Source organism: Luteolibacter sp. AS25 (assembly GCF_046736275.1).
Lineage (GTDB): Bacteria > Verrucomicrobiota > Verrucomicrobiia > Verrucomicrobiales > Akkermansiaceae > Luteolibacter.
Genome location: NZ_CP151837.1, coordinates 3,008,135 through 3,031,274, shown reverse-complemented (window position 1 = coordinate 3,031,274; position 23,140 = coordinate 3,008,135). Strand labels below are relative to the sequence as shown.

Genomic DNA, 23,140 nt, shown 5'->3' with positions numbered 1-23,140 from the left:
TTGACCACATCTGGAATTTCAGAAGAATATCAGATGTGGCAGTTCAGAAATTGAGGGTAGCGATAATCGGTTGCGGCGCTGCCGGAGCTGCCGCTGCGGTATTTTTGAAGAGAGAGGGACACGAAGTGGTCGCTTTTGAGCAAGCACCGGTTTGCCGTGCTGTAGGTGCTGGATTTCTGCTTCAACCCAGTGGGATGGATGTCCTCAAGGAATTGGGCATTTATGAAGAGGTAATTTCGCATGCATCGAAGGTCAGCAGGCTCCATGTCATGGAGAAGGACGGCTGCGATCTCATGGAATTAAACTACGGGGAGCTTGGAAATGAGTTTTTCGGCGCTGGGTTGCATAGGCCGGTGGTGATGGGAGCCTTAATTGATCTGATGGAACAGGAAGGGGTGGAAATCAGATGGGGAAGTAGGATTGAAACAGCGCAAAAGCTCCCCGATGGCTGGGAAGTGGAGGGCGAAAGGTATGATTTATTATTAGTCGCGGATGGTGCCCGCTCTGCCATGAGGCGGGCCTTGTTGGGTGAAGGTTACGACAAAGGCTATGGCTGGGGTGCCCATTGGTTTATCGGGAAAAATAATGGAGTATTTCCTGAGGGAGATCTTCATCAGATTGTAAGCGGGACGAGGAAACTGGCTGGCTTTCTCCTACTGGAAGAGAGCGGGGAGCCGAGCCGGGATCGGGTGAAGAGTTGGTAAGTCTGTTCTGGAGTATTGAGGTGGAGCGGGACACGGAGATCCGCCAGCAACCGCTGCAAGTATGGAATGAGCAGATTCTGGAACTCTGCCCGATGGCGGAGAACCTGCTTGGCCAAATCCACGGATGGGACCAGGTTCTAACCGCAAGATACGGTGATGTTCGCATGCGGAAATGGCATGGTGACCGGCTCGTATTTCTCGGCGATGCGGGTCACGCGATGAGCCCACAACTGGGGCAGGGCGTGAATCTGGCGCTGGCGGATGCGAGCTGCCTAGCCGCCTGTCTGAGAGAATTTCCTCTGGAGAAAGCATTGCCGGAATACTCCCGTCGTCGGGGGCCTTCACTGAGATATTATCAGCTGGCCACGCGCGCGCTCACTCCGGTTTTCCAATCCAGCTACGAGCTGATTTCGCCCCTACGCTATGCTGGATTTCGTATCTCGCAGAGAATCCCGTTTTTTAGAAAAATGATGACCAAATCCATGGCAGGATTGATGCGGGGGATTTGAAGTAAGGGAGTGAAGGTTTCCGCTTTTACGAGAAATTGTAAGCATCCATATCGAAGACTACGATGACGTCTTCGGGGAGAGAGGTTTTTTGGAGGATGGCCTGCACGTGTTTGGAGAGGGGGCGGGCTTTGTGGGAACGGAGAGTGATCTGGAAGCGGAATTGATCGTGGGAACGGATCAGGGGGCTGGGTAGGACTTCGCCAAGGGTGATGCCGGGGGGGAGGTTTTCCTTCAGCCGCAGGTGGAGGGTCTGTAGGGTGAATTCCGCGCGTCGCTCATGGGTGGACCGGGCGGTGAGGACGCCGCAGTGGGCGAACGGCGGGAAGGAAAATTGGCGGCGCATTTCCATTTCCTGCTCTGCATATCCATCGAAATCATGCTTTCGGGCGAACTGGATGCTGGGGCTGTGCGGGGTGTATGTCTGGACGATGACTTCGCCTTCGAGTTCGCCGCGTCCGGCGCGTCCGGCGACCTGGGTGATGAGCTGGAAGGTGCGCTCTCCGGCCCGGAAATCCGGAATGTGTAGGCCGAGGTCCGCGTTGAGTATCCCAACTAGTGTGACGTTTGGGAAATGAAGGCCTTTGGCGATCATTTGGGTGCCGATGAGGATATCTATTTTGTTGGATTTAAATTTTTTGAGGATGTCCTTCAGTGCGTTTTTCCGGCGCATGGCATCGGCGTCGATTCTTGCGAAGCGGGCTTCCGGGAGGACCTTTTGCAGCACTTCTTCGACTTTTTGTGTGCCGTATCCCTGGAAGGCAATTCCGGGGTTCTTACATTCCGGGCATTTCCGTGGGACGATGGATTGGTGGCCGCAGACGTGACAAACCAGGCGCTCATCGGTGCGGTGATAGGTAAGGGCGACAGCACAGTGCGGGCACTCGCATACGTAGCCGCAGCTGTGGCATTGCAAGGAGCGGGCGAAGCCACGTCGGTTGAGGAAGAGGATGGATTGCTCTCCCTTTTCGAGGCGTTGTTCAAGGGCGGTGCGGAGCCGGTCGGAGAGGATGGCGACCTGGCCTTTCTGTTTTTGTTTTTCCAGCCGCATGTCGATGACGCGGACGAGAGGCATGGAGTGTGCATCCGCTCTCTTATCCAGGCGGAGGACTTTGTATTTCCCCGAGAGGGTGTTTTGCCAGCTTTCCAGGGAGGGGGTCGCGGAGCCGAGAACGATTGCGCAGGGCTCGAAGGCGGCGCGGAGGACTGCTACGTCGCGGGCTTGATAGCGGGGGATGTTTTCCTGTTTGTAGGTGGATTCGTGTTCTTCATCGATAATGATGAGACCGAGATCCGGGAGAGGGGCGAAGACTGCGGAGCGCGCGCCTATGACGATGCGGGCTGTGCCTTTGCGGATGCGGTGCCATTCATCGAAGCGCTCGCCCTGGGAGAGGTTAGAGTGGAGGACGGCGACTTGGTCGGTGAGGTGGGAGAAGCGGGCTTTGAAGCGACGGACGGTCTGTGGGGTGAGGGCGATTTCCGGGACGAGGACGAGGACGGTTTTGTCGAGGTCGAGGGCGGCCTGGGCGGACTGTAGGTAGACTTCGGTTTTGCCGGAACCGGTGACGCCGAGGAGCAGAAACGGTGGCTGCGGTTCGCTCAGGTTAGCGAGTGAAGCATTGATGGCCTCAAAGGCTTCCTGCTGTTGGTTGTTGAGGGTAAGTGGGGTGGATGGAATGATTTCCTCGGCGGCTTCCGGGTTGCGACGGATCTCCTCGGTGGAAATTTTTATGAGGCCTTTCGTTGCGAGGCTTTTGAGGGTGGCAGCGGAGCCCTCACCAAGGTCGGTGGTGGGAAGGGTGCGATTTTCCGTGGCGAGAAGGAGGGTGAGGATTGCGTGTTGTCTGGGCGCACGCTTTACGAGTTTTTCGATCTCTGCGGGATCAGGATTTTCGCAGGCAGTGGCGATACGGCGGGTTTTGGCGGAGTTGTCCTCGGTCCGGACGGCTTCCGGGAGGATGGAGCGGATGACGCTTTCGATGCTGGAGCCATAGTAGTCGGAAATCCAGCGGGCGACTTTCAGCAAAATGGGCGTGATGAGAGGCTCTGGCTCGATGAGGGATTGCACCTCGCGCATGGCGAATTGGCTCTGCTCCGGAGGGGGAATGACGGAAAGGACTGTGCCGGAGGAGGTTTTCTGACGGATGGGGATGCGCACGCGGCATCCGGCCTCCACGGGGAGGTCGGGCGGTATGGCGTAGTCGAAGACGAGCTCTGAGGGGCCGTCGATAAGGACGCGGGCGATCACTGGTTGATGCTGCGCATCTAACTCTCAAACTTCAAATTTCATTTCTCAGGGAAGAAGGGGGCGATGCTTCTTTCCCGGAAATGCAAGTGGATTGGAAAATCACTCCAGTTCTTCGAGGCAGACTTTGCCTTTTCTTATTTCAGCTTGGGTTTCCTCAAAAATTTTGCGGTGTTTGGTGACCCGGCCAGTGACTCTTTTGCGCCACATGCGGAAGCTGGAGGGTTTCATTTCGTTGCGCATTAGCTTAATGACATCGGATTCGGCCAGGCCGGTCTTTTCCTTGATCTCGTCAAATGTGGAGCGATCTTCCCATGCCATGCGGATGATTTGATTGCGTTGCTGATCGTTCATGAAATGTAGGTTAGATCCGATTTTCGGGATCGCATCGGCTTTTTTTCCATGAAGAATGAAACGAAAATTTGTGCAGGGTGCGGGCGGGTAATTACCTGGCGGAAGAAGTGGAAGGACTGTTGGGGAGAAGTGAAATATTGTTCGGCCGGATGCCGGAAAAGGAAGGTCTCCGCTGAGGATGCTGAGCTGGAAAGGGCGATCCTGGAGCTATTGGAGAAAAGATCCGGGGAGGCTACGATTTGCCCCAGTGAGGTGGCCCGGGCCTTTTTCCAAGATGATGAATGGCGGGGGAAGATGGAGGAGGTGCGGCGTGCTGCGCGGCGGCTGGTTGACCAGGAGAAGGCAGAAATCTTGCAGAAGGGAAAGGTGGTGGATCCCTCGACTGCGAAGGGGCCGATCCGGATCCGGAGGACGATCGGGTGAGTTATTTCCTGCGGGCGAGACGGTTGCCTTTTCTGTGGAGCCACTCAAAGGCAAGATTGAAGGCCAAAACTCCGGCCAGCGCGGCGGTGAGTCCCATCAGGCCGAGGCGTGCCCACTCATCCGTGATGGTCCAGACAAATTGCCCGATGCAGAGGATGGAAACGACAATGAGGGTGGGTGCGCGGCCGACTTTATCTACGATAAATGCTCCGAGCGGGGCGCCGAGAGCTACAACGGGGGCAGCGGCCAGCCAATTTTCGAAAACGCCGGGCTGAACTCCACCGAAGAGGTTCTTCGTGGCGATGCCGACGAGCGATGTGAAAGCCATGATAATTACGGAGCTGGGGATGGCGATTTTCAGATCCGCCTGGCAGAGGAGGACGAGGACTGCATAGATGACCATATCGATGCCGACTCCGGTAATGGATGCGACGGTGGCTCCAGCTATAAGGCCGATGAGTAGGCCGGCGTTTCTATCGAACTTGTGGGCGCCGGGGGCCAAGCCTTCGTGTTTTGCCAGTTCGCGGAGGCGGTAGAGATGTAGGACGCCGAAGCTGCACCAGATGATTGCGAAAAGTAGTTTCACAATCAGAGGAGGAACCAGTGGGGCGATATAGAAGATCCCGATTGGGGTGCCGATGAGAGAGCCAAGCATGGCCCAGCGGACCATGGGCCATTCCACCGGTTGGCGGCGGCAGATTATGAAAATGGAGGCGCTTGTCATGCCGATCGACTGCACGGCGAAGGAGAAATCCCGGCCAAGCATGGCGCTTTGCTTGAAAAGCAGGACAAGGACCGGGAATCCGACAGTGCCGCCGCCCATAGGAGTAGAGCCTGCCGCGTAGGAGCCGATGGCCATGGCTACGGCGATGCCCCAGTTTTCACGAATGGTGTGCCAATGGTCTCCCGTGATGACGATGGCGAGCCAAGTGGTGAAAAATACGGCGAGCCATATAAACCACGGGAGAATTTTTCTAAAGGGTGAACGGCTCATTTTACAGAAACAGATAACTATCTGCGGCGGTTGGGAAATCTAGAAAAATCTCCGGTCAGTTACGATGGAATGTGCAGTTGCGGTGGGCTGTCCGTTCTTCTAGCTTCGGCCCAAGATGGGTATTCAGTGGAAACGATTGAACAGGAAGGTGCATTATTGGGGGGCAATGGTGTGCGCGCTGCCGGTGCTGATCGTGATTATTACAGGGATCTTTCTCCTGCTGAAAAAGGAGTTCTCATGGATACAGCCCGCTACGATGGTAGGTGCCGCGGAGGTGCCGACACTTGGCTTCGGGGAAATTCTAGAGAGGTCCAAAGATGTGCCGGAGGCGGAAATATCCTCTTGGGAAGACATCAAGCTGGTGGATGTGCGGCCCTCGAAGGGCATTCTGAAAGTCCGCGCGGAAAATGGATGGGAGGTGCAGCTGGACCACACGACGGGTGAGGTTTTGCAGACTGCCTACAGAAGATCCGACCTGATCGAGTCTTTGCACGATGGGACATTTTTCCATGACGCGGCGAAGTTGTGGGTTTTTCTACCCTCGGCGATTGTGCTGCTGGTTCTCTGGGTGACAGGGATCTATCTGTTCTGCCTGCCGCTGCTGGCGAAGCGGAACCGGAGGAAAAAAGAGGCGCTTAAAACTCAGCTTTAACGCCGAGGGAAACTCCGAAGCCGGGCTCATTGGTGCCTGACCCGTGGGCGCGGTATGCGGTGTCCAGCACGTTGTCCAAGCTGGCGGTGGCTGTGAAGTTTTCGCTGATACGGTAGCCACTGTAGATGTCCACAAGTGCGTAGCCCGGGGTGCCACCGGGTGGGATCCGCTGGGTATCGCTGCGGTCGCCTTCGCTGAGTTTATCTGCTTTTGCGACGAACTGTGTATCGATCCCGACCCAAAGACGGCCATCCGCGCGTGTCCATTTTGCACCGAGATTCACGTTGATGGGTTGGATCCGGCTGATGTGGTCATCCGAGAATGTGGTGCCGTCGAAGGCGTTCAGTTCGCCCTCCAGCCAGGTGAAGTTTCCGTAAACGTTGATACCTGTTTCAAACTGATATGCGGCATCAAGCTCGACGCCTTGAACGTAGCCTTCGGAGCTGTTGGTTTTGTTTACGATGATGGTAGTGGAGCCATCCGCCTCGGTGATGGTGGCACCGGTGGGGCTGCTGGAAATGTAGTCGGAAATATGTGTGTAGTAGTAGGTGGCTCCCAGGGAGAGATTGTTGATTTCCGCCTTGGTTCCGATTTCGTAGGTGAGGAATTTTTCCGGATCGAGTTCGGTAGATGCTACTTCGAATTCATTTGAGCGGCTGGCACCGAAGCGACTGAGGTCTGCCACATTCGGGGCGCGGAAGGCTTGGCTGATGCCTGCCCAGAGGCGCCAGGTCTGATCCTGATTGAGCGCGTAACTGGCGCGGAGGGAGCCGACGACGGAATCGAAATCATCCGAATATAAGGTGGCGAGACCGGTGGTGGGGTCTTCGAGAGTGCCGATATCGACACTGGCGTGGCTGTAGCGAATTCCGGAGGTGAGCTCCAGGCGAGGGGTGAGATCGTAGCGGTTCTGAAGGAAGATTCCGAGCTGGGAGTATGTGGCATCATCCCCGACCGGGCCCTGGATTCTAATTTGATCAAGGCTGCCATCAGCATTGTAATCAGTGCGGGAGGAGTCGATGGAATCGTGATAAAAATCGAAGCCGTAGGTGAAGTCTCCCCACGAGGTATTGCTGGTGAGTTGCAGGTCCAGGCCTATTGTGCCGACTTCAAATCCTTCAATTTCACTGGCACCGCTACTGCGGATGCGCTCTCCATCTTCATCGGAAGTCTGGTAGGAGAGAGTGAATGCGACCTCGTCCACCCATGTATTCAGTTCTCTGCCGGTAAGTTTCGCGTAGGTGAGAGTGCGATGCTGATCTTTTTCACGGCGGATATCGGAGCCGATCGAGGAGCCGGAAAAGCTTTTCGCAAAAATAGTGGAATGCGTGCGGGGGACGCTATCCTGGGCAAGGGTCTGGTGGGCTACCGTCAACGTCCATAGGTCGGAGATGCTGTAGTCGAAACGAGCGTCGAATGCGTATTCATCGTAGCCTGTATAAGGTTGCGTGCCGATTCCGGCGGCTTCGGAATCGCCGAATTCCTTGTAGGAATAGCCAAGGAGGAGTCCCCATTTTTCGCCGACTCCGACTTCAGCGGTGGTTCTGGCGATGTGGCTGTTCTCGCCGCTGGAGTAGAGATAGCTTTGCGATCCGTGGTTATATACCTTTCCACTTTCCTCATTCAAATATTCCGAAGAGCGGGTTTTGAGAAAAAGTGTGCCGCCGATGGCATCGCTGCCGTGCAGGACGGAGCCGGGACCTTGGACGAGTTCTATACTTTCCAGTGAGTATGGATCAATCAGTGAGAAATACTCGTTGGGGCCATCACGATAGATGGAATTATTATAACGTATACCATCGATGACAGCCAAGGTGCGGTAACCGGTGAAGCCGCGTATGAAAGGGGAGCCTTGACCGTTGGATGTTTTCTGGACGAGGACACCTGGAAGCGTGTTAAGAGCTTCCGGGAGAGTCCTCGGCGATTTCTGATCGAGTTCTACCTGTGAAATTTTGTGAGCACTGAAAGGGGCTTTCAGGACTTCTACCTCATCACGGCTACCGCTTACCAACAGTGGTTCCAGCGTCCCTGAGGCGAAATCGGCATTGTTAGCCGGGAGGAATTCTTCCTGAGCGTATGAAACGGGCGAAATTATCAGGAGGAACACAAAAAGTTTTTTGGCCAAGGTGAGGTTCATGTAGTTAACGGCTTAAAGTATTAATTAAAAATAATGTCAATTACTTCTTGATACTGAGTCGCAAGAAGGATATTTCGCCTTTTAGACGCCTCAACAATATGGAAACAAAATTAGGAATAACAGCAGCACTGGCTTTTGCAATTGCAGGATCAATGCACGTTCAAGCGGATGAAAATCTGTGGATGTATGCAAAAGGAACTGACACGCGGCCGGAGGGCAGCTGGGAGTTCAAACTTTCGGATATTTACCGTGGCGACAAGGGCTCCGGTCAGTATTCATTCCATGATATCCGTCCCGAGCTGGAATACGGCATTACGGACAAGTGGACCGTAGGCGCTGAATTGTTGGTATTTCATCATAATTATTCCGTGGATGATACGGATTTGCAGCCAATGTATGATACCCAGGGTGGCACGCAGGAAGGTAGGTTCCGCGAGACACAGATCGGTGGCTTCGAACTAAGTACTAAATATAATATCCTCAGCCCTTACAAAGACCCGATCGGTCTCTCGGTTGGTTTCAGCTACGAGCACCGCCGTGCCTATCGTCTGGATGGTGCGCGCATCGACCAGGATTCATTTGTGCCACAAGTTTTCCTTCAGAAGAATTTCATCGATAACACTCTTGTTCTCGCATTCGCCGGGAAGATGGAACTTGAGCGCCGCAAGTCTGGAACAGTTCTCGAGGAGGAAATCGCCTTCGATCTCGCCGCGGGTATTTCCTACCGTGTTGCTCCGAAATGGTTCATCGGCTTCGAGGCCCGTTACCAATCGGATTTCCTGAATCCACAGGACACAGCTGAGGCCGGTAATCCTGGCTTTGATGCGCAGGGTTTTGAAGAAGGTGTGGGCAGGTCCAGCTGGGATCTTTCCGATATGCGCTTGGGCGGACAGTTCCAATACGGAACATACATCGGGCCAAGTATTCATTACGCGGAAAAGGACTGGTGGGTAACCGCAAGTATTCTATTCCAAGTCAAAGGCGGTGGTAATGAGGGACGCAACCCTACCATCAGCGGTAGCAAAGTATATGACGAGCACGAGCGTATCCATGCCGGTGTTACCGTCGGATTCGAATTCTAGATTTTTGATGCAGCGCAGAAAAGCATTTCAATTGGCGCTCTGGACCGCTGGTGGGTTTTTACTCACCGGCGGTCGTTGCCTTGCCAAGACGTTTCTCTCGGAGGATCAGGCGAAACGCGTCCTGATGAAGGGGAAATCCCTGAAACGGGTGGAGGTGACACTTTCCAAGGATCAGGAAAAAGCGATCGAGAAGGCCTCCAAGGCCCGTGTGATCAAGCGGGAACTGGATGTCTACAAGGCATCCGACGGGAGCTGGTTCATCATCGATCACGTGATCGGGAAGCACGAATTTATCGATTATGCGGTATCTCTCACAAATCAGGGGAAAGTCACCGGGATCGAGGTTCTGACTTACCGTGAAACCTATGGAGATGAGATCACAAATCCGAAATGGCGTGCGCAGTTCTACGGCCGTGGACCTGGGGCTCCGCTGAAAGTGGACAAGGAGATCAAGAATATCTCGGGAGCTACGCTTTCCTGTGTTCATATTACTGTCGGGATCAACCGCCTGACACAGACCTGGGACAAGGTTCTACGCTACCTTTAGCAGATGGCTATCCGCCGTTGTATTCCACTGCTTGGAACATACGTTGAGATCGAGGTTGATGGGGCGTTTCATGAAGATGAGCTGCTGGATGTCAGTTCCGCGGTGATCGATGAGATCAGCCGGATTCAGGTATTGATGAGCTACCATGATCCCGAGAGTGAGCTTTCGAAAATTAACCGATTGCGGGCCGGGGGGGAACTGGGAATTTCCCGGGATATGCTGAAGGTTCTGGAGTTCGCTCTGGATCTGGGCGAGCGGACTGCGGGCAAATTCGATGTGACCATGGCTCGCCATTTGGTAGCGCGTGGAATTTTGCCTGATCTGGAATTTCCTGTCAAAGAAGGTGCCAGCTGGCGTGATATCAGGCTGGAAGGTGATCTTCTGAGAGTAGATTCCGAGCTGGCCATTGATCTCGGGGGAATTGCGAAGGGCTATGCTGTGGATTGTGCGCAAAAGGTGTGCGATCCGGAAATGAGCGTTGTGATCAATGCTGGTGGAGACCTGACGATGAGCGAATGGGAGGGCAAGAGTGCGGCGATCCGGGTGCCGGGAAGCGAGGGTCGGCTGGTTTCCATACCGATGCGAGCGAGCGCGCTTGCGACAAGTGCCGCATACTTTTCCACTGATGGGATGAATCCTATTGTGAACCCTTCCGATGGTAAGCCAGCGGGAGGAGACACCAGTTATTCGGTGTTTGCCGGATCGTGTATGATCGCTGATGCGCTTACGAAGGTGGCATTTCTGGTAGATGACTGTTCCTCCATTTTCTCACACTACGGGGCTACGGCGTTGCAGTTAGACGCTGGGGGAAATATCATCCGCGAGATTTAATTTCATGGCACGCGTTACGGTAAAGATTCCCTGGGTTTACAGAAGCTGGTTGTTTTTGGTCTTGCTGGTGAGCTGGTGCAGCGGATTGGCGTTTTTCATCATGAACCGCTGGATCACGGTTGAAGGAGACTTCGGGCCGGAGAAGCATCCATGGCAGTTCGATATTTTGAAGATCCACGGAGCCGCGGCGTTTCTGATGATGATTTTTTACGGCTATCTGCTGGCATCCCATATGCCTGCGGGATTGAAGGCGAAGCGGGAGCGGGTGCTGGGTTTGTCGCTGGTGGCGGCCCAGGGGGTGATGATTTTGACAGCATATTTGCTGTATTATTCAGCGGGCGAGAAATTTCGGGAGGTGGTGGGCTACGCGCATTTAATCGTGGGAGTCACGTTTCCGTTTTTGCTGCTGGCTCATGTTGTCAGTGGCCGTCGGCGCAAGTCTTGAACTGCGGTTTTGGAGGAAGGCGCACCGTTTTCTAACCGATTCAAAGTTTATTTGTTTTTTTGGAATAAAGTAGGATAGGTAGCAAGGTTTGGGCTTTTTACCCAGCCAGTCAAAAATACAACATAAACAGAAAAATGAAAAAATTGACCACACTACTCGGCGTATCAATCAGTATCTTGGCCCTATCCAGCTGCGGCGCTATGATGAAAGGAAAAAAATCTGCAACAGAAGGTGGTGACACCCAGATGGAGCGGTCCCTACCTGACACAGAAGGTGAAGGAATGTAGTAGTTTTTTTCTCTCATTTAGACCGGTCTGCTGAGAGGTAGACCGGTTCTTTTATGTACTTTCAGAAATCTCCATGTAGAGATCTTCGAGAGAGCGACGGATTCTGGCGAATTCGCGGACTTTTACTCCTGAGTTCACCAAGGCGGTGACTGCATCGGATGGGTCGATGTTTGGGGGAAGGGAGATTTTGCCTTCGGCTATGATTTGGCCGCCCAGTTGTTCGATGGGAATTCGCGCCATATCCCACGGCTCGAGATTTACCTGATAGGTCGGGATTCCTTCCTGGAAATTTTTCACTGATCCTTCGAAGACCCGTTGGCCTTGACGGAGGATGGCTACGCGATCGCACATCAGCTCAACTTCGGCGAGGAGGTGGGAGTTGAAGAGGACGGTCATGCCCTTTTCATCGCGGAGCTGGAGAATAAAGTCGCGGAACCACTTGATCCCTTCCGGGTCGAGTCCATCCGTGGGCTCATCCAGAAGCAGAAGTTCCGGCTCGGGAAGAAGTGCCTGTGCCAGTGCCAGGCGCTGACGCATGCCGTGGCTGTAGGTGCGAACCTTTGAGTGGATACGGGAGCTGAGCCCTACCTTTTCAACGACGATCCCGGCGGCCTTCGGGTCGAATCCACCGGAGTAGCTCATGAGGATTTTCAGGTTCTTCCAACCTGTCATATAATCATAAAATGCGGGGGCTTCGAAAATGGCCCCGACTTTTGCCAGTGCGTTGCCGCGGTCTTTCTGGACGGAAATCCCATCGATTTTCACCTCCCCGGAGTCCGGCTCCACCATGCCTAGAATAATCCCAAGCGAGGTGCTTTTGCCGGCGCCATTGTGTCCCAGAAGTCCGTAGATTTCCCCCCGGTCCAACTTGAAGGATACGTCGTTCAAAGCAGGCTTTCCTGCGAATTTTTTCGAGAGGGATGTGGCTTCCAGCATGGTCTGAATCAATTGCTGCCGGTTACGAATCGGGCTTTGTTTGAGCTGCTGGAATCAGCATAGAGGAAATTAGTCCCATCATCGGGGTGCCAGCTCTCTTTGTCGCTTACCAGCGGGACTGACTCCGGTCTGCCCTCGATCCCGAAAAAGCTGACTTGGGTAATATGAAGACCGTTCTGGGTATTGTTCCAGTTGTAGCTGCTGCCGGTTTTTTCATACTGCTCCTGATCCGCCGGGCAGTGGAATGCATCGGCGTTTTCGAGGTAGGAACCGATAACGGTTTCAAGGACAGGGAGATCGGAGGTCTTGTCAGAGCGACCCACTGCAAGTTCGGGTAGCCGCTGATTGTTGTCCTGTAGATAGCTCTGTATCCCGATGCCGATACTGCGTAAATTTCCAAGGCAGGCCGCCTCGCGCGCGTTTCCTATCATGGAAATACTCAGGGGAACCGCGATTCCGGTGAGGGTAGCTAGGATTGCGATCGTAATCAAAAGCTCAATCAGCGTGAAGCCCTTGGGGAGATGGGTGGAGTTTCTCATCGTGGTCCGAATTCGTTTCCACGCATGCCTTGCATGACCTCGTTCATGGCTTGCATCAGTGGCGCCAGGTCTAGCTTAGTATCGGCGCTGGCCTTTTCGAAGTAGGCTTTCATTCCCTGCTGGCTGATTTTTGTGAGGAGTGTTTCGTCCATTTCCGCAGCACGCTCCATATCTTCCTGGGTGCGACCTTTGCTGATCTCTTCGAGGCCCTTTTCTACAAATTCTTTCCTTTGTTGCTCCGGCATTTGGTCCAGTGCCTCCATAAAACGGCTCATGGATTCAACAATGGTGAGGTCTATGAACAGTTCCTTCTCCCGGTTATTGAGCCTTCTGAAAAAATCTTCTCCCGCGCGGTTTTCCCAGTTCTTTTCGCGTTCCGCAAAATCCAGTTTGTTCACGATATCGGCCACTTGGCGGATCTCTTTTTCCCTGACCTTCGTGATATTGCCGGATTCGCTTTCTTCCGACCAGTCCTGGAGATTTAGCTCCGCGACTTCCTGCTCCAAGCTGGCGGCGGTAGCTTTCTTGGATGATGCGAATGAACGGACCGCAAAGACGACTCCCCAGACAAGTAGGAGAACCAGGGCGGCGCTGAGTATGGTTCGTTGGGATCTGCTCACGGCAGAAGCTAGCTCTGACTGACTGCTGTGCAAGGGGTAGAGTATCTTGAATTTTATAAATTCTGGATTGGACCTTCTGATTTCCGCGTTCAATCTCCGCTTATGCTTCTTCCAATCGTTCAATACGGTAACCCAGTTCTTCGTCAAAAATGCCGCCCGGTCGAAAAAATCGATGCGGATTTGGAAAAATTTGTCGCTGATATGTTGGAGACAATGGTCGATGCGGAAGGTGTCGGGCTGGCGGCTCCGCAAGTAGGTGTGGATATACAGCTGGCGGTCATCGATGTTTCCCACGATCCCGAATGTGTGTCCTATCTGAAGGTAAATGGAAAAGACGCCGAGCTCGCGGACATCATGCCTTTGGTATTCATCAATCCGTCACTGGAGCTGGGGGAGCAAAAGGAAACCGAGATGGAAGGATGCCTTAGTATAGATAATATCAGGTATGAGGTAAGGCGCCCGGCCGAGGTGAAGGCGACTTTGCCGCAGCTGGATGGTAGTAATTTGATAATTGAAACAGACGGCCTACTAGGTCGTGCGCTGCAGCATGAAATTGACCATTTGAAAGGTGTTCTCTTTACTGACCGCCTTTCGGCAGTAGGAAAAGTCAGTGTTAAGAATCGTCTCAAGCGTTTGTTGAGAGCCCAGGGACTATAAGAAACTTTTTAATAAAACAGCCCTAGGAGCTGGAATTATTTATCTTAAAGTCTCGACATTAAGGGAATATGAAGCTTATCTAGGCGCAGATTCCAACGAAACTTACCCCCACTACCCCATCATCTTATGAGTTCCTCGCGCGGCATTTTCGAAACATTTGTTAACCAGTCTTCGGCTGGTTCAACTCCACCGGCCTCTCCATTTGCAATAGCTACCGAGGAATCCTCGGAGAAGAAGGCCCCCACACCAAGTCCATTTGCCGCTGCGTCCGCAGCAGAGCCCCAGGCTAAAAAGCAAATGTCTCCGTTCTCAGTGGTAAGCGGTGATGAGGAGCCAAAGGCACCGAAACTTCCGGAACGCCGGAAGCCGACCGAATCTCCTTTCCAGATCTCCGAGCCACAGGGCTTCGGATATGAAGCTACTCCGGAGCAAGCGCCACAACCGCTCAAGGCGACAGCAATCGAGCCGGAAAGACCTGCTCCAGCTCCCGCCCCGGTGCCGGCATCCCCGTTCTCATCGGAGCAACCGGCTCCTACCGCGCCTCAGCAGCCAGCAAGTCCATTCGGTGGCTGGCCACAAGCTGAAGCTACTCCTTCACAGGCCCCTGCTCCTGTCGCACAGCCAGCTCCTCCGGTAGAGGCTCCTGCTCCTCAGCAACAAGCTCCGGCACCTGTTTCCGCGCCTCAGTTCTCATCGAACGACGATTCCAGTTCAGATTCCTTTTCCATCAAACAGCTCGAGCTTCGCGCTATTTTCGGTGTGGATCGTGAGATGACCAAGGATGAGATCCTCCAACGTGCACGCGCTCTCCCTGGCATCCGCCAGATCGCCCGAGTCAGCGCATCCGATGTAGCGGCCGTAGATGCCCTCAAGGTTGTGATTTCCAATCTCGGCTTCGGTAGCAGCCCGATCAAACTTTACTCCGGTTCAGTGCCGATCGACTTCATCCGCGAAGGCTCATCTCTCCTTGCAGTTCAAACCGACGGCGGATTTGCCCCGGGTGTGAAAGAGACTCTGATGCTCGTTGCGCGCGAACTCGGCAAGTAGTCCCTGTTTTTTCAAAATTGGCTTTCAGCCACTAGTAAGACCTCCTCAAAAGGGAGGTCTTTTAGCATCCCGTAGGCGTCATTTCTATAAAGCCGCGCCCGCATGGAAGCAGGGCTGGACATGCCGCAGAGGAACCTGGCCATCTGTCTCGCAGAGCTGAGCGCGGGGAGCTTCGTATCGTGTAGGTTTCTGATTTCCTCAAGTTCGGAGGCTTTTACTGAGCGTGTTCTTTTCGCCTTCAGGTTCTTCGGGGGAATTCCGCGGCATCGGTCACAGTGGCCGCAAGGCTGTTCCATTTTTTCCCCGAAATGTTTCAGGAGGAATTTAGTGAGGCAGGTGCGGGTGGAAGCCAGCCTGAGGACCTGCTGGAGTTTCGCTAAATCGGCAAGCTCCCGCTCTTGAAAAAAATTTGTGGTCTCATCGATTAGCTCGTTGAGGTCCTGTGGTGGATTTTTGAGCTTGTAGGCGTGACGCCAGCCGGAGCGTTTCAGTGTGACATCACATGCCGCTTCGATTGCCGAGATAAGAGCACGCAATTTTTGTGGGGAGGTCCCAAGCCGCTCGGCGACATCCGGGATTTTTACGGAAAGCCATTTCCACTCTGCATCGTGATTCTCGAAAATCTTCTCCAGTAGCTTTTTCTCGGAGGCAGGTCTTCCCGCGAGAACACGTATGAGAGGCTGTAGTAATTTTATCCGATATGTTTCCCAGAATGATTCTCCAGCTTCCAGCATCCCCTTCATCTCCAGTCTGGCGAAAAGAATTTCTATGACCGTCTGGCGAATATCCGCAGTGGTGGCTAGATCGTAGAAGGAGATATCGAATCCGCTGCCGAGGCGCATGAGCCGTTCGAGTAGATTCCGGAGCGCCTGCCTGCCGGGTGTGTCCGAGAAAATGAAGTTTTCTAGGACGATTGTGTCTTCCGCGCAGGCGAGCATCTTACAAATGGCGGGTTGTCCATCGCGTCCTGCTCTTCCGATTTCCTGTGTGTAACCTTCGATGCTCTTCGGAAGATTATAGTGAATCACCCGGCGGATGTTCGCTTTGTCCACTCCCATCCCGAAGGCGATGGTAGCGACGACGATTTCCGTTTCGCCAAGCATGAATGCCTCTTGGATCTCGCGCCGGAGGTCGCTTCTAAGTCCCGCGTGATATGCGCGTGCGGAATGGCCGTTTTTAGCGAGAAATGTGGCGACTTCCTCAGCTGTTTCCTGGCGGGTGACGTAAATGATTCCCGCGCCAGAGGTGTCTTCCATGGTCTCCAGAAGGAGAGGTTTTCTTTCATCCGAGGTGCATGGCGTGATTTGGAGATCCAGATTTCCCCGGTGGAAACTTAGCTGGACGTGATCTGCCTTCGCGATACGGAATTGTTTGCGTATGTCCATCGCTACCTTCGGGGTGGCGGTGGCTGTGAGCGCGAGGAGGCGTTTGACTTTGAGCTTCCGGAAGATTTTCCCGAGCTTCAGGTAATCCGGACGGAAATTGTGCCCCCATTCGGAAATGCAATGTGCTTCATCCACTGCAATCAGTGAGATATGCAGGCCTTTTAGAAATTTCTGAAATTCCGGATTGCAGAGCTTTTCAGGAGAAATGTAGAGAAGCTTCAGCTCGCCTTTCCGCAGACTGGAGGAAACCGCGGCGTATTCGTTGATATCCAGGGTGGAGTCCAGTCGGGCGGCGGCCACACCTTTAGCCACCAGGCTATCGACCTGATCTTTCATCAGTGCGAGCAGTGGTGAAACGACCAATGCTGTCCCATCCAGCATGAGGGCTGGAAGCTGATAGCAGAGGGACTTTCCTCCCCCTGTCGGGAAAATGGCGAGCGCCGGGCGCTCTTCAAGAAGGGAGGTGATGACTTCCTGCTGACCCTCTCTCAGATCAGCAAAGCCAAATACTGATCTGAGTACAGACGTTGTGTCTGTAGGTTCAGGCATCTCAGAGATACTTGTCTGTCACCGCGCCTTCGCTGGCGCTGGAAACGAGTTTTGCGTATTTCGCGAGAACTCCGTATCTGTAGCGTGGTTCCGGACGAGTCCATTTTGCCTTGCGGGCTGCGATTTCCTCATCGGTGAGGTTCACTGCAATTTTGTTTTCCACAGCGTTGATCTCGATTTCGTCACCGTCCTCCAGAATGCCAATGGTGCCACCCTCGAATGCTTCCGGAGTGATGTGGCCTACCACGAAGCCGTGGCTGCCGCCGGAGAAGCGGCCATCGGTGATGAGTGCGACGTCTTTACCAAGACCCATACCCATTACTGCGGATGTGGGTCCGAGCATTTCGCGCATACCCGGGCCGCCTTTCGGGCCCTCGTAGCGGATGACGATGATGTTTCCTTTCTCGATTTTTTTGGCGAGGATGGCGTCCATTGCTTCCGGCTCGGAGTTGAAAACACGGGCGGAGCCTTTGAAGAGCTCGCCTTCCTTTCCTGAGATCTTGGCAACTGCGCCGCCTTCCGCGAGATTTCCGTAAAGGATGCGGAGATGGCTGTCCTTTTTGAGAGGATTATCCACAGGGCGGATGATTTCCTGACCCTCTGGATAAGGTTTTACGTTTTTCTCGAGGTTCTCGCGGAGTGTACGGCCGGTAACTGTCATGCAATCGCCGTGAAGTAGTCCTGCATCGAGGAGCATTTTCATGAGTGGAGTGGTTCCGCCGATTTTCACGAGGTCTGCCATGGCGTATTTCCCTGATGGCTTGAGGTCCGCCAAAACCGGAACGTTTTTTCCAATGCGTTCAAAGTCATCGAGCGTGATTTCCACTCCTGCCGCGTGTGCCATGGCAGGGATGTGGAGAGTGGCGTTTGTGGAGCCACCGAGGGCGATGAGAACGGTGATGGCGTTTTCAAAAGCCTCTTTGGTCATGATGTCGCGCGGTTTGATGCCGAGCTTAATGAGGTTGAGGACGGCTGCGCCCGCATCGAAGCAATCACGCATCTTATCGTCTGAGATGGCTGCTTGTGCGGAGCTGTTCGGGAGGGACATTCCGAGTGCTTCGATAGCGCTGGCCATGGTGTTGGCAGTATACATACCGCCGCATGAGCCGGGGCCCGGGATGGCGCAGGACTCCACGTGGTCGAGTTCCTCATCGGTGAATTCACCGTTCGCGTGTTTGCCCACGGCTTCGAATACGGAAACGATATCGAGATCCTTTTCTTCTCCTTTGATTTTTCCGCAGCCCGGAAGAATGGTGCCGCCGTATACAAATACAGCAGGGCGATTCATGCGGCCCATGGTCATTACGCAGGCCGGCATGTTTTTGTCACAGCCGCCGATGGCTACGAAGCCATCCATACCTTCACAGCCGACAACGGTCTCGATGGAATCGGCGATAACCTCACGGGATACGAGTGAGTATTTCATCCCCTCGGTGCCCATCGAGATGCCGTCCGAGATGGTGATGGTGTTGAAAATGACGCTTTTGCCGCCCGCTGCATCAGCACCCTTGGCGCTTTCGATGGCGAGTTTATCAATGTGAATGTTGCACGGAGTCACTTGGCTCCAAGTGGATGCGATGCCGATCTGCGGCTTCGCGAAATCCTCTTTTTCAAAGCCCACGGCGTAGAGCATTGCCCGGCTGGGCGCGCGGTCCGGGCCATCAAGCATCAAACTGGAAAACGGTCGTTCTGTATCACTCATCGGGGCGGATAATTGGTGATCTGTTTCGTGTTTGCAACACACTTCAGCCCGGGGCCGCCACTTCATGCAGGCTGTAATTTGCGGCAAAGCTGTTTTGGAGTTGCGGTCCGTTGCCATCTTGTTACCCGAGAGGGCATCAAGACTTCACTTTCCATAACTGGCATCGGTGCGCTTTCTTCATTGGGCCATGATGTGGAGAGTCATTTTGCTGCGGTTTCCTCGGGCAAGACCCAAATACGCTGTATGGGAGATATGCTGGGCGCTGAGAGCCCGCATGGAAATCTTCCTGGGGCATGGATCGAGCCCAGAGGTTTATTGAATCATAGGAAATGGAGTCCTGCTTCGATGGCTGCATTACATGTGGCCCGGGAGGCGGTGGCCGCATCCGGCTGGAGCAAGGAAGAGCTCGAAGATGCGGCTTTGGTAGTAGGAACCAGCCGGGGGAATGCCGCCGGATGGCTGGGACCTTGGCCGGAAAGGCGTCCATTCAAGCTGATGGCGGCGAGCAACACGATCCACAGCGAGCCGGCGACTGCGATTTCCATAGAGCTCGGCATATTTGGGCCGAATCATGTTTTGGCCAGTGGTTGCTCGGCCGGTCTAGATGCTCTGGGTGTCGGGAAAATGATGATTGATTCCGGGTTGGTGGAGCGGGCCTTGGTGGTGGCAGTTGATCTTCCTTTGGTCCCGCTGCTTCTGGATAATTACGCAAATTCAGGGCTCCTTGCCAAATCGATGCGATTGAACCCATTTTCCGCTGATACAGGCGGGTTTATACCAGGAGAGGGGGCCGCTGCGATTGCTCTATCATCCGTTGAGGAGGGAGTGCTGCGGTTGGAATATTTCGCAAATAATTCCGACGGTGCAGATCCGGTGGGCGTGCCGAAAAATGGGGGAAGAACGATGCGTTTATTGAAGAAGGCGGTGGAGATCTGTGGGAAACCTGGGGCGATTTGCCCGCACGCCACAGGGACTGCCATCCAGGCGCGTTCCGAGCGGATGTTTTATTCGCAGGAAAATTTCCCGGAGGGTGGGACGATGCATTTACTCAAGCCCTTCATCGGGCACACGGTGGGAGCGAGCGGATTGCTCGAAAGCGCGATTTTATTGCGTTTTATGAGCGATTCCAAACTGCCTCCGAATTTGGAGGGAACCGTAGGGACCGGAGGGTGGAATGTTTTTTCTGAGGCAATTCCGTGCGTTGGTCCGGTCTTCAAACTTGCCCATGGAATGGGAGGGCATAATGCTGTGGCTGTCTTCGAGACCACATCATGAGCCAAATCACTTCCCTGAAAATCTCCCTCGACCAGCAAACCCTCGACCTCATTAAAAACGGGGAGCTGGTCCGTCAATTTTCCATTTCCTCCGCCGAGAAGGGTATGGGCTTTACCGAAGGTAGCTTCCGGACACCTGTCGGGCGCTTCCGCATTTCCGAAAAAATAGGGGACGGAGAGCCAATTGGTACCCGGTTCGTGGCTCGTGTCCCGGTCGGAGTTTGGGAGGGAGGTGAAGAGGATGAAGATATGATTCTCACGCGGATCCTGAGAATCGAGGGCCTTGAAGCGGAGAACAGCAACACAATGGATAGATATGTGTATATCCACGGAACCAATCAGGAATCGAAAATTGGCCACCCAAGTAGCCATGGATGTATTCGTCTCGCGAATCAGGATATGTTGGAACTATTTGATGCTGTTGAAGTTGGGAGCGAGCTAGAGATAGACCCGTTGACCCGGAAAGGCCCCAAGCTCTTGTTCATAGACTGTGATTCGACACTATCAGAAATAGAAGGTATTGATGAACTTGCTAGGTTAGCAAACCCTGCAATTTTTGCAGAGGTTGTCGCTCTTACTAACTCTGCAATGGATGGTGAAGTAGACTTGGACACAGTGTTCAAGAGGCGTATGGAAATTATCAAGCCTAACAGGAGTATGATAGATAGGGTCAGCCAGTGTTACTTGGATACGGTAGTTCCCGGAGCTGAAGATTTCGTAAATACAGCAATCTCAGAAGGTTGGATTCCGGTGATCCTATCAGGTGGATTCGCTCCAATTATTCAACCGCTTGCAGATTATCTGGGTATCCGTCACGTTGAAGCGGTTCCTCTCTATTTCAATGAATCTGGGGAATACACCGGTTTCGGGGAGAATTACCCAACGACAAGGAACTTGGGTAAGAATGAAATCATACGCCAATGGAAGGAAGCATTGCTGCCGGAGCGGGTGGTAATGGTGGGTGATGGAATCTCAGATTTAGAGACAAAACCGGAAGTTGATATGATGGCCGGTTTTGGGGTGGTCGTGCATCGTTCAAAGGTAAAAGAGGGATCTGATATTTTTGTTGAGTCCTACGAGGAACTAAAAGGGAGAATATTCGATCCGGTAGTGTGGTAAACATGCTAAATAAATATTACTAATTATTCTTGCGCGGGTGCATTCTTGTAGTAGTTTCCGCGTGCAATGAGTACATCAACCAAGAAAGATATTGTTCGCGGCAAGCGCTACACTCCTGAGGAGAAAAGCAAAGTCGTGTCTTATGTATCGGATTATAATGCAGCGAACGGACGCGGTGGACAGAGTTCCGCCGCCGCTAAATTCGGAATTTCCCAACTAACAATCGCCGCTTGGCTGAAGAATGCAGGAGTATCCAGTAAGGCTGGAAAATCCGGTCCTAAGGGCAGTATTCAAAACAAGCTTACTTCAATGCTCGAACTCGGAAAAGAGATCGAAGCACTTGAACAAGACCTTAAGGCTAAGCGCTCCAAGTTCGAAGCGTTGAAAAGCTCCCTATAAGGTTAGCGACACATATTAATCATAATCAGCCGCTTTTTCGACGTGTTCGAAAAGCGGCTTTTTTGTGTGGTTGCCCGCGGCTCAGCTGAGGACAAGTTTGAAACTTTCCGAATCTTGTGATTTCTACTTGAAATGTAGAATTTTCAGTAAATAGTGAAAGTTATGAGCGCGGCGGAAGATAAGCTAAACCAGGCAAGAGATGAATTTATAGCACAATGGGGAGCATTGGGGACCCAATGGGGAATCAATCGGACGATGGCGCAGATTCATGCGCTTCTGATGACTAGCTCTGGGTCCTTGTGCACGGATGACGTGATGGGGCGGCTGAGTGTAAGCCGTGGAAACGCCCATGCGAATCTCAAGGAACTGGTGAACTGGGGTTTGATCCGGATGATTGTGGTCAAAGGAGACCGGAGGGATTTCTACGAAGCGGAAAAGGATGTGTGGCAGATTTTCACGATCATTGCCAGGGAGCGGAAGCGTAGGGAAATCGAGCCGGCGCTGGCTCTACTGAACAAGTGTGCGGAGGATACGAAAGGGATGAAGGGAGAGGATGCGAAAGCGTTCCACAATCAGGTGAAGGAACTGGAGGAGTTCGTTGGTTTTGCTTCGAAGATGTCAGACCGTGTTTCTTCCATGAAACATGGCTTGGCCATTCAGCTAGCGACAAAAATCCTCGGATAAATTTTTAAGGGAAACGATATGAATACGACAGCAGTAGTCATCGGTGCGAGTGGTTTTCTCGGGCGCTATTTGTGCCGCCATTTTGCGAGAAACGGTAGGGAAGTTGTCGCTATCTCGCGCACTCGCGATGGGTGGAGCGGTGATGGAATGTTTTTGGAATGGGACGGCAAGACGTTGGGACCCTGGGCATATGCTCTCGAGGGAGCAGAGGTGGTGATCAATCTGGCTGGAAGAAGTGTGAACTGCCGTTACGACGAGAAGAACCGCAAAGAAATAATTGATAGTCGGGTGGATTCCACGAAGATCATCGGCGAGGCGATCCGGGGTTGCCGTGTTCCTCCAAAATTGTGGATGAACGCGAGTACCGCAACGTGGTATCGTCATGCAGAGGACGGACCCCAGACGGAATGGGAAGGCACTTTAGGAGAGGGTTTTTCCTGCAAGGTCGCTAAAATCTGGGAGGACACTTTCTTCGAGGAATTCGTGCCGGCGGAAACGCGCAAAGTCGCGTTGAGAACGGGCATGGTTTTGGCAAATGAGAAGGATACAGTTTACGATGTTCTCTGCGGTTTGACTGAGAAAGCTCTCGGCGGCGCTGCGGGGGACGGTGATCAGAGAGTCAGCTGGATACACATGGATGATTTTCTCCGCGCATCTGAATTTATAATCAGAGATCCGTTCCTCGAAGGTATTTTCAATGTGACTGCGCCAGATTTTCCGAAAAACCGGGAGTGGATGCGTTATTTTCGTGAAACGGTGGGTATGCCGATTGGTCTGCCCGCTGCGAAATGGATGTTGCCGATCGGCGCGGTCCTGATGAATACGGAGGCGGAACTAATATTGAAGAGCCGCTGGGCGGATCCTTTGAGGTTGCGGGAAGCAGGCTTCCGCTGGCGATATCCGGCTGCAGCCGCGGCGATCAATGATCTTGAGAGTCGCGAAGGACTTGCTGGGTTTTTCCGGGATAGTGAACGGAGGAGCGCGGGCGCTCGCGCATGGTTGCCGGCAGCTACCCGTTAGTA

25 protein-coding genes are annotated in these 23,140 nt (G+C 53.4%); 16 read left to right on the top strand and 9 right to left on the bottom strand.

Features of this window, described 5'->3' with window-relative positions:
- The first annotated feature begins 35 nt into the window (after positions 1 to 35).
- Positions 36 to 704, top strand: a complete 669-nt coding sequence (locus tag AAGA79_RS13955; protein WP_411826424.1) for an FAD-dependent oxidoreductase — start codon at positions 36 to 38, stop codon at positions 702 to 704.
- Positions 698 to 1,213 carry an FAD-dependent oxidoreductase gene (locus AAGA79_RS13950; RefSeq protein ID WP_411826423.1) on the top strand — a complete coding sequence of 172 codons (516 nt, stop codon included), beginning with the start codon at positions 698 to 700 and terminating at the stop codon, positions 1,211 to 1,213. The genes AAGA79_RS13955 and AAGA79_RS13950 overlap by 7 nt, the downstream gene beginning before the upstream one ends.
- A gap of 25 nt (positions 1,214 to 1,238) precedes the next feature.
- Here AAGA79_RS13950 and priA read toward each other — a convergent pair whose 3' ends face one another.
- Positions 1,239 to 3,458, bottom strand: coding sequence for a primosomal protein N' (gene priA / locus AAGA79_RS13945; RefSeq protein WP_411826422.1), 2,220 nt, complete (start codon positions 3,456 to 3,458; stop codon positions 1,239 to 1,241).
- Positions 3,459 to 3,557: 99 nt separating this feature from the next.
- Complete coding sequence (locus AAGA79_RS13940; protein ID WP_411826421.1) at positions 3,558 to 3,809, bottom strand: TIGR03643 family protein; 252 nt, start codon at positions 3,807 to 3,809, stop codon at positions 3,558 to 3,560.
- Positions 3,810 to 3,857: 48 nt separating this feature from the next.
- Between AAGA79_RS13940 and AAGA79_RS13935 the strand changes: the two genes are divergently transcribed.
- Positions 3,858 to 4,232: a DUF3253 domain-containing protein gene (locus AAGA79_RS13935; protein WP_411826420.1), complete on the top strand. Its 375-nt coding sequence runs from the start codon at positions 3,858 to 3,860 to the stop codon at positions 4,230 to 4,232.
- Between the two features lies 1 nt (position 4,233).
- On the opposite strand, the gene AAGA79_RS13930 is transcribed toward AAGA79_RS13935, so the two are convergent.
- A complete protein-coding gene (locus AAGA79_RS13930) occupies positions 4,234 to 5,226 on the bottom strand; it encodes a sulfite exporter TauE/SafE family protein (protein ID WP_411826419.1) in 993 nt (330 codons plus the stop codon).
- A gap of 115 nt (positions 5,227 to 5,341) precedes the next feature.
- Here AAGA79_RS13930 and AAGA79_RS13925 point away from each other — a divergent pair, with 115 nt between their 5' ends.
- A complete protein-coding gene (locus tag AAGA79_RS13925; protein ID WP_411826418.1) occupies positions 5,342 to 5,878 on the top strand; it encodes a PepSY domain-containing protein in 537 nt (178 codons plus the stop codon).
- On the opposite strand, the gene AAGA79_RS13920 is transcribed toward AAGA79_RS13925, so the two are convergent.
- Positions 5,862 to 8,015 (bottom strand): TonB-dependent receptor, encoded by a 2,154-nt coding sequence (locus AAGA79_RS13920; protein ID WP_411826417.1) that lies wholly within the window; start codon positions 8,013 to 8,015, stop codon positions 5,862 to 5,864. The two genes, AAGA79_RS13925 and AAGA79_RS13920, sit on opposite strands and share 17 nt — an antisense overlap.
- Before the next feature lie 98 nt (positions 8,016 to 8,113).
- Here AAGA79_RS13920 and AAGA79_RS13915 point away from each other — a divergent pair, with 98 nt between their 5' ends.
- The 5 genes from AAGA79_RS13915 (at position 8,114) to AAGA79_RS13895 (ending at position 11,207) form a co-directional block, all read left to right on the top strand.
- A complete protein-coding gene (locus AAGA79_RS13915) occupies positions 8,114 to 9,097 on the top strand; it encodes a DUF6662 family protein (RefSeq protein WP_411826416.1) in 984 nt (327 codons plus the stop codon).
- Between the two features lie 7 nt (positions 9,098 to 9,104).
- Positions 9,105 to 9,644 carry an FMN-binding protein gene (locus AAGA79_RS13910; protein ID WP_411826415.1) on the top strand — a complete coding sequence of 180 codons (540 nt, stop codon included), beginning with the start codon at positions 9,105 to 9,107 and terminating at the stop codon, positions 9,642 to 9,644.
- 3 nt (positions 9,645 to 9,647) lie between these two features.
- A complete protein-coding gene (locus tag AAGA79_RS13905) occupies positions 9,648 to 10,475 on the top strand; it encodes an FAD:protein FMN transferase (RefSeq protein WP_411826414.1) in 828 nt (275 codons plus the stop codon).
- Positions 10,476 to 10,479: 4 nt separating this feature from the next.
- The gene (locus AAGA79_RS13900; protein ID WP_411826413.1) at positions 10,480 to 10,920 is read left to right on the top strand and encodes a hypothetical protein; all 441 of its coding nucleotides are present in this window, start codon (positions 10,480 to 10,482) and stop codon (positions 10,918 to 10,920) included.
- Positions 10,921 to 11,054: 134 nt separating this feature from the next.
- Complete coding sequence (locus AAGA79_RS13895) at positions 11,055 to 11,207, top strand: hypothetical protein (protein ID WP_411826412.1); 153 nt, start codon at positions 11,055 to 11,057, stop codon at positions 11,205 to 11,207.
- A gap of 51 nt (positions 11,208 to 11,258) precedes the next feature.
- Here AAGA79_RS13895 and AAGA79_RS13890 read toward each other — a convergent pair whose 3' ends face one another.
- From AAGA79_RS13890 to AAGA79_RS13880, 3 genes are read right to left on the bottom strand one after another with little or no spacing between them, the layout of a single operon-like run.
- Positions 11,259 to 12,143 carry an ABC transporter ATP-binding protein gene (locus AAGA79_RS13890; RefSeq protein ID WP_411826411.1) on the bottom strand — a complete coding sequence of 295 codons (885 nt, stop codon included), beginning with the start codon at positions 12,141 to 12,143 and terminating at the stop codon, positions 11,259 to 11,261.
- Positions 12,144 to 12,151: 8 nt separating this feature from the next.
- The gene (locus tag AAGA79_RS13885) at positions 12,152 to 12,682 is read right to left on the bottom strand and encodes a type II secretion system protein (RefSeq protein WP_411826410.1); all 531 of its coding nucleotides are present in this window, start codon (positions 12,680 to 12,682) and stop codon (positions 12,152 to 12,154) included.
- Positions 12,679 to 13,302: a hypothetical protein gene (locus AAGA79_RS13880; protein ID WP_411826409.1), complete on the bottom strand. Its 624-nt coding sequence runs from the start codon at positions 13,300 to 13,302 to the stop codon at positions 12,679 to 12,681. Before AAGA79_RS13880 ends, AAGA79_RS13885 begins: the two co-directional genes overlap by 4 nt.
- Before the next feature lie 102 nt (positions 13,303 to 13,404).
- On the opposite strand from AAGA79_RS13880, the gene def reads away from it, so the two are divergent.
- On the top strand, positions 13,405 to 13,959 hold the full coding sequence (gene def / locus AAGA79_RS13875; RefSeq protein WP_411826408.1) for a peptide deformylase: 555 nt from the start codon (positions 13,405 to 13,407) through the stop codon (positions 13,957 to 13,959).
- Between the two features lie 126 nt (positions 13,960 to 14,085).
- The gene (locus tag AAGA79_RS13870) at positions 14,086 to 15,006 is read left to right on the top strand and encodes a hypothetical protein (protein ID WP_411826407.1); all 921 of its coding nucleotides are present in this window, start codon (positions 14,086 to 14,088) and stop codon (positions 15,004 to 15,006) included.
- 11 nt (positions 15,007 to 15,017) lie between these two features.
- Here the strand turns inward: AAGA79_RS13870 and AAGA79_RS13865 are convergent, their stop codons facing one another.
- Both AAGA79_RS13865 and ilvD read right to left on the bottom strand, forming a co-directional pair.
- Entirely contained in the window at positions 15,018 to 16,940 is a 1,923-nt protein-coding gene (locus AAGA79_RS13865) for an ATP-dependent DNA helicase RecQ (RefSeq protein ID WP_411826406.1), read from the bottom strand.
- A gap of 1 nt (position 16,941) precedes the next feature.
- Complete coding sequence (ilvD, locus tag AAGA79_RS13860; RefSeq protein ID WP_411826405.1) at positions 16,942 to 18,642, bottom strand: dihydroxy-acid dehydratase; 1,701 nt, start codon at positions 18,640 to 18,642, stop codon at positions 16,942 to 16,944.
- Positions 18,643 to 18,885: 243 nt separating this feature from the next.
- Here ilvD and AAGA79_RS13855 point away from each other — a divergent pair, with 243 nt between their 5' ends.
- The 5 genes from AAGA79_RS13855 (at position 18,886) to AAGA79_RS13835 (ending at position 23,138) form a co-directional block, all read left to right on the top strand.
- Positions 18,886 to 19,917, top strand: a complete 1,032-nt coding sequence (locus AAGA79_RS13855) for a beta-ketoacyl synthase N-terminal-like domain-containing protein (RefSeq protein WP_411826404.1) — start codon at positions 18,886 to 18,888, stop codon at positions 19,915 to 19,917.
- Entirely contained in the window at positions 19,914 to 21,035 is a 1,122-nt protein-coding gene (locus tag AAGA79_RS13850) for an HAD-IB family phosphatase (protein ID WP_411826403.1), read from the top strand. The genes AAGA79_RS13855 and AAGA79_RS13850 overlap by 4 nt, the downstream gene beginning before the upstream one ends.
- A gap of 66 nt (positions 21,036 to 21,101) precedes the next feature.
- Positions 21,102 to 21,434 (top strand): hypothetical protein, encoded by a 333-nt coding sequence (locus AAGA79_RS13845; protein ID WP_411826402.1) that lies wholly within the window; start codon positions 21,102 to 21,104, stop codon positions 21,432 to 21,434.
- 162 nt (positions 21,435 to 21,596) lie between these two features.
- Positions 21,597 to 22,118, top strand: a complete 522-nt coding sequence (locus AAGA79_RS13840; RefSeq protein ID WP_411826401.1) for a GbsR/MarR family transcriptional regulator — start codon at positions 21,597 to 21,599, stop codon at positions 22,116 to 22,118.
- 18 nt (positions 22,119 to 22,136) lie between these two features.
- Positions 22,137 to 23,138, top strand: coding sequence for an epimerase (locus AAGA79_RS13835; protein ID WP_411826400.1), 1,002 nt, complete (start codon positions 22,137 to 22,139; stop codon positions 23,136 to 23,138).
- Positions 23,139 to 23,140 lie beyond the last annotated feature (2 nt).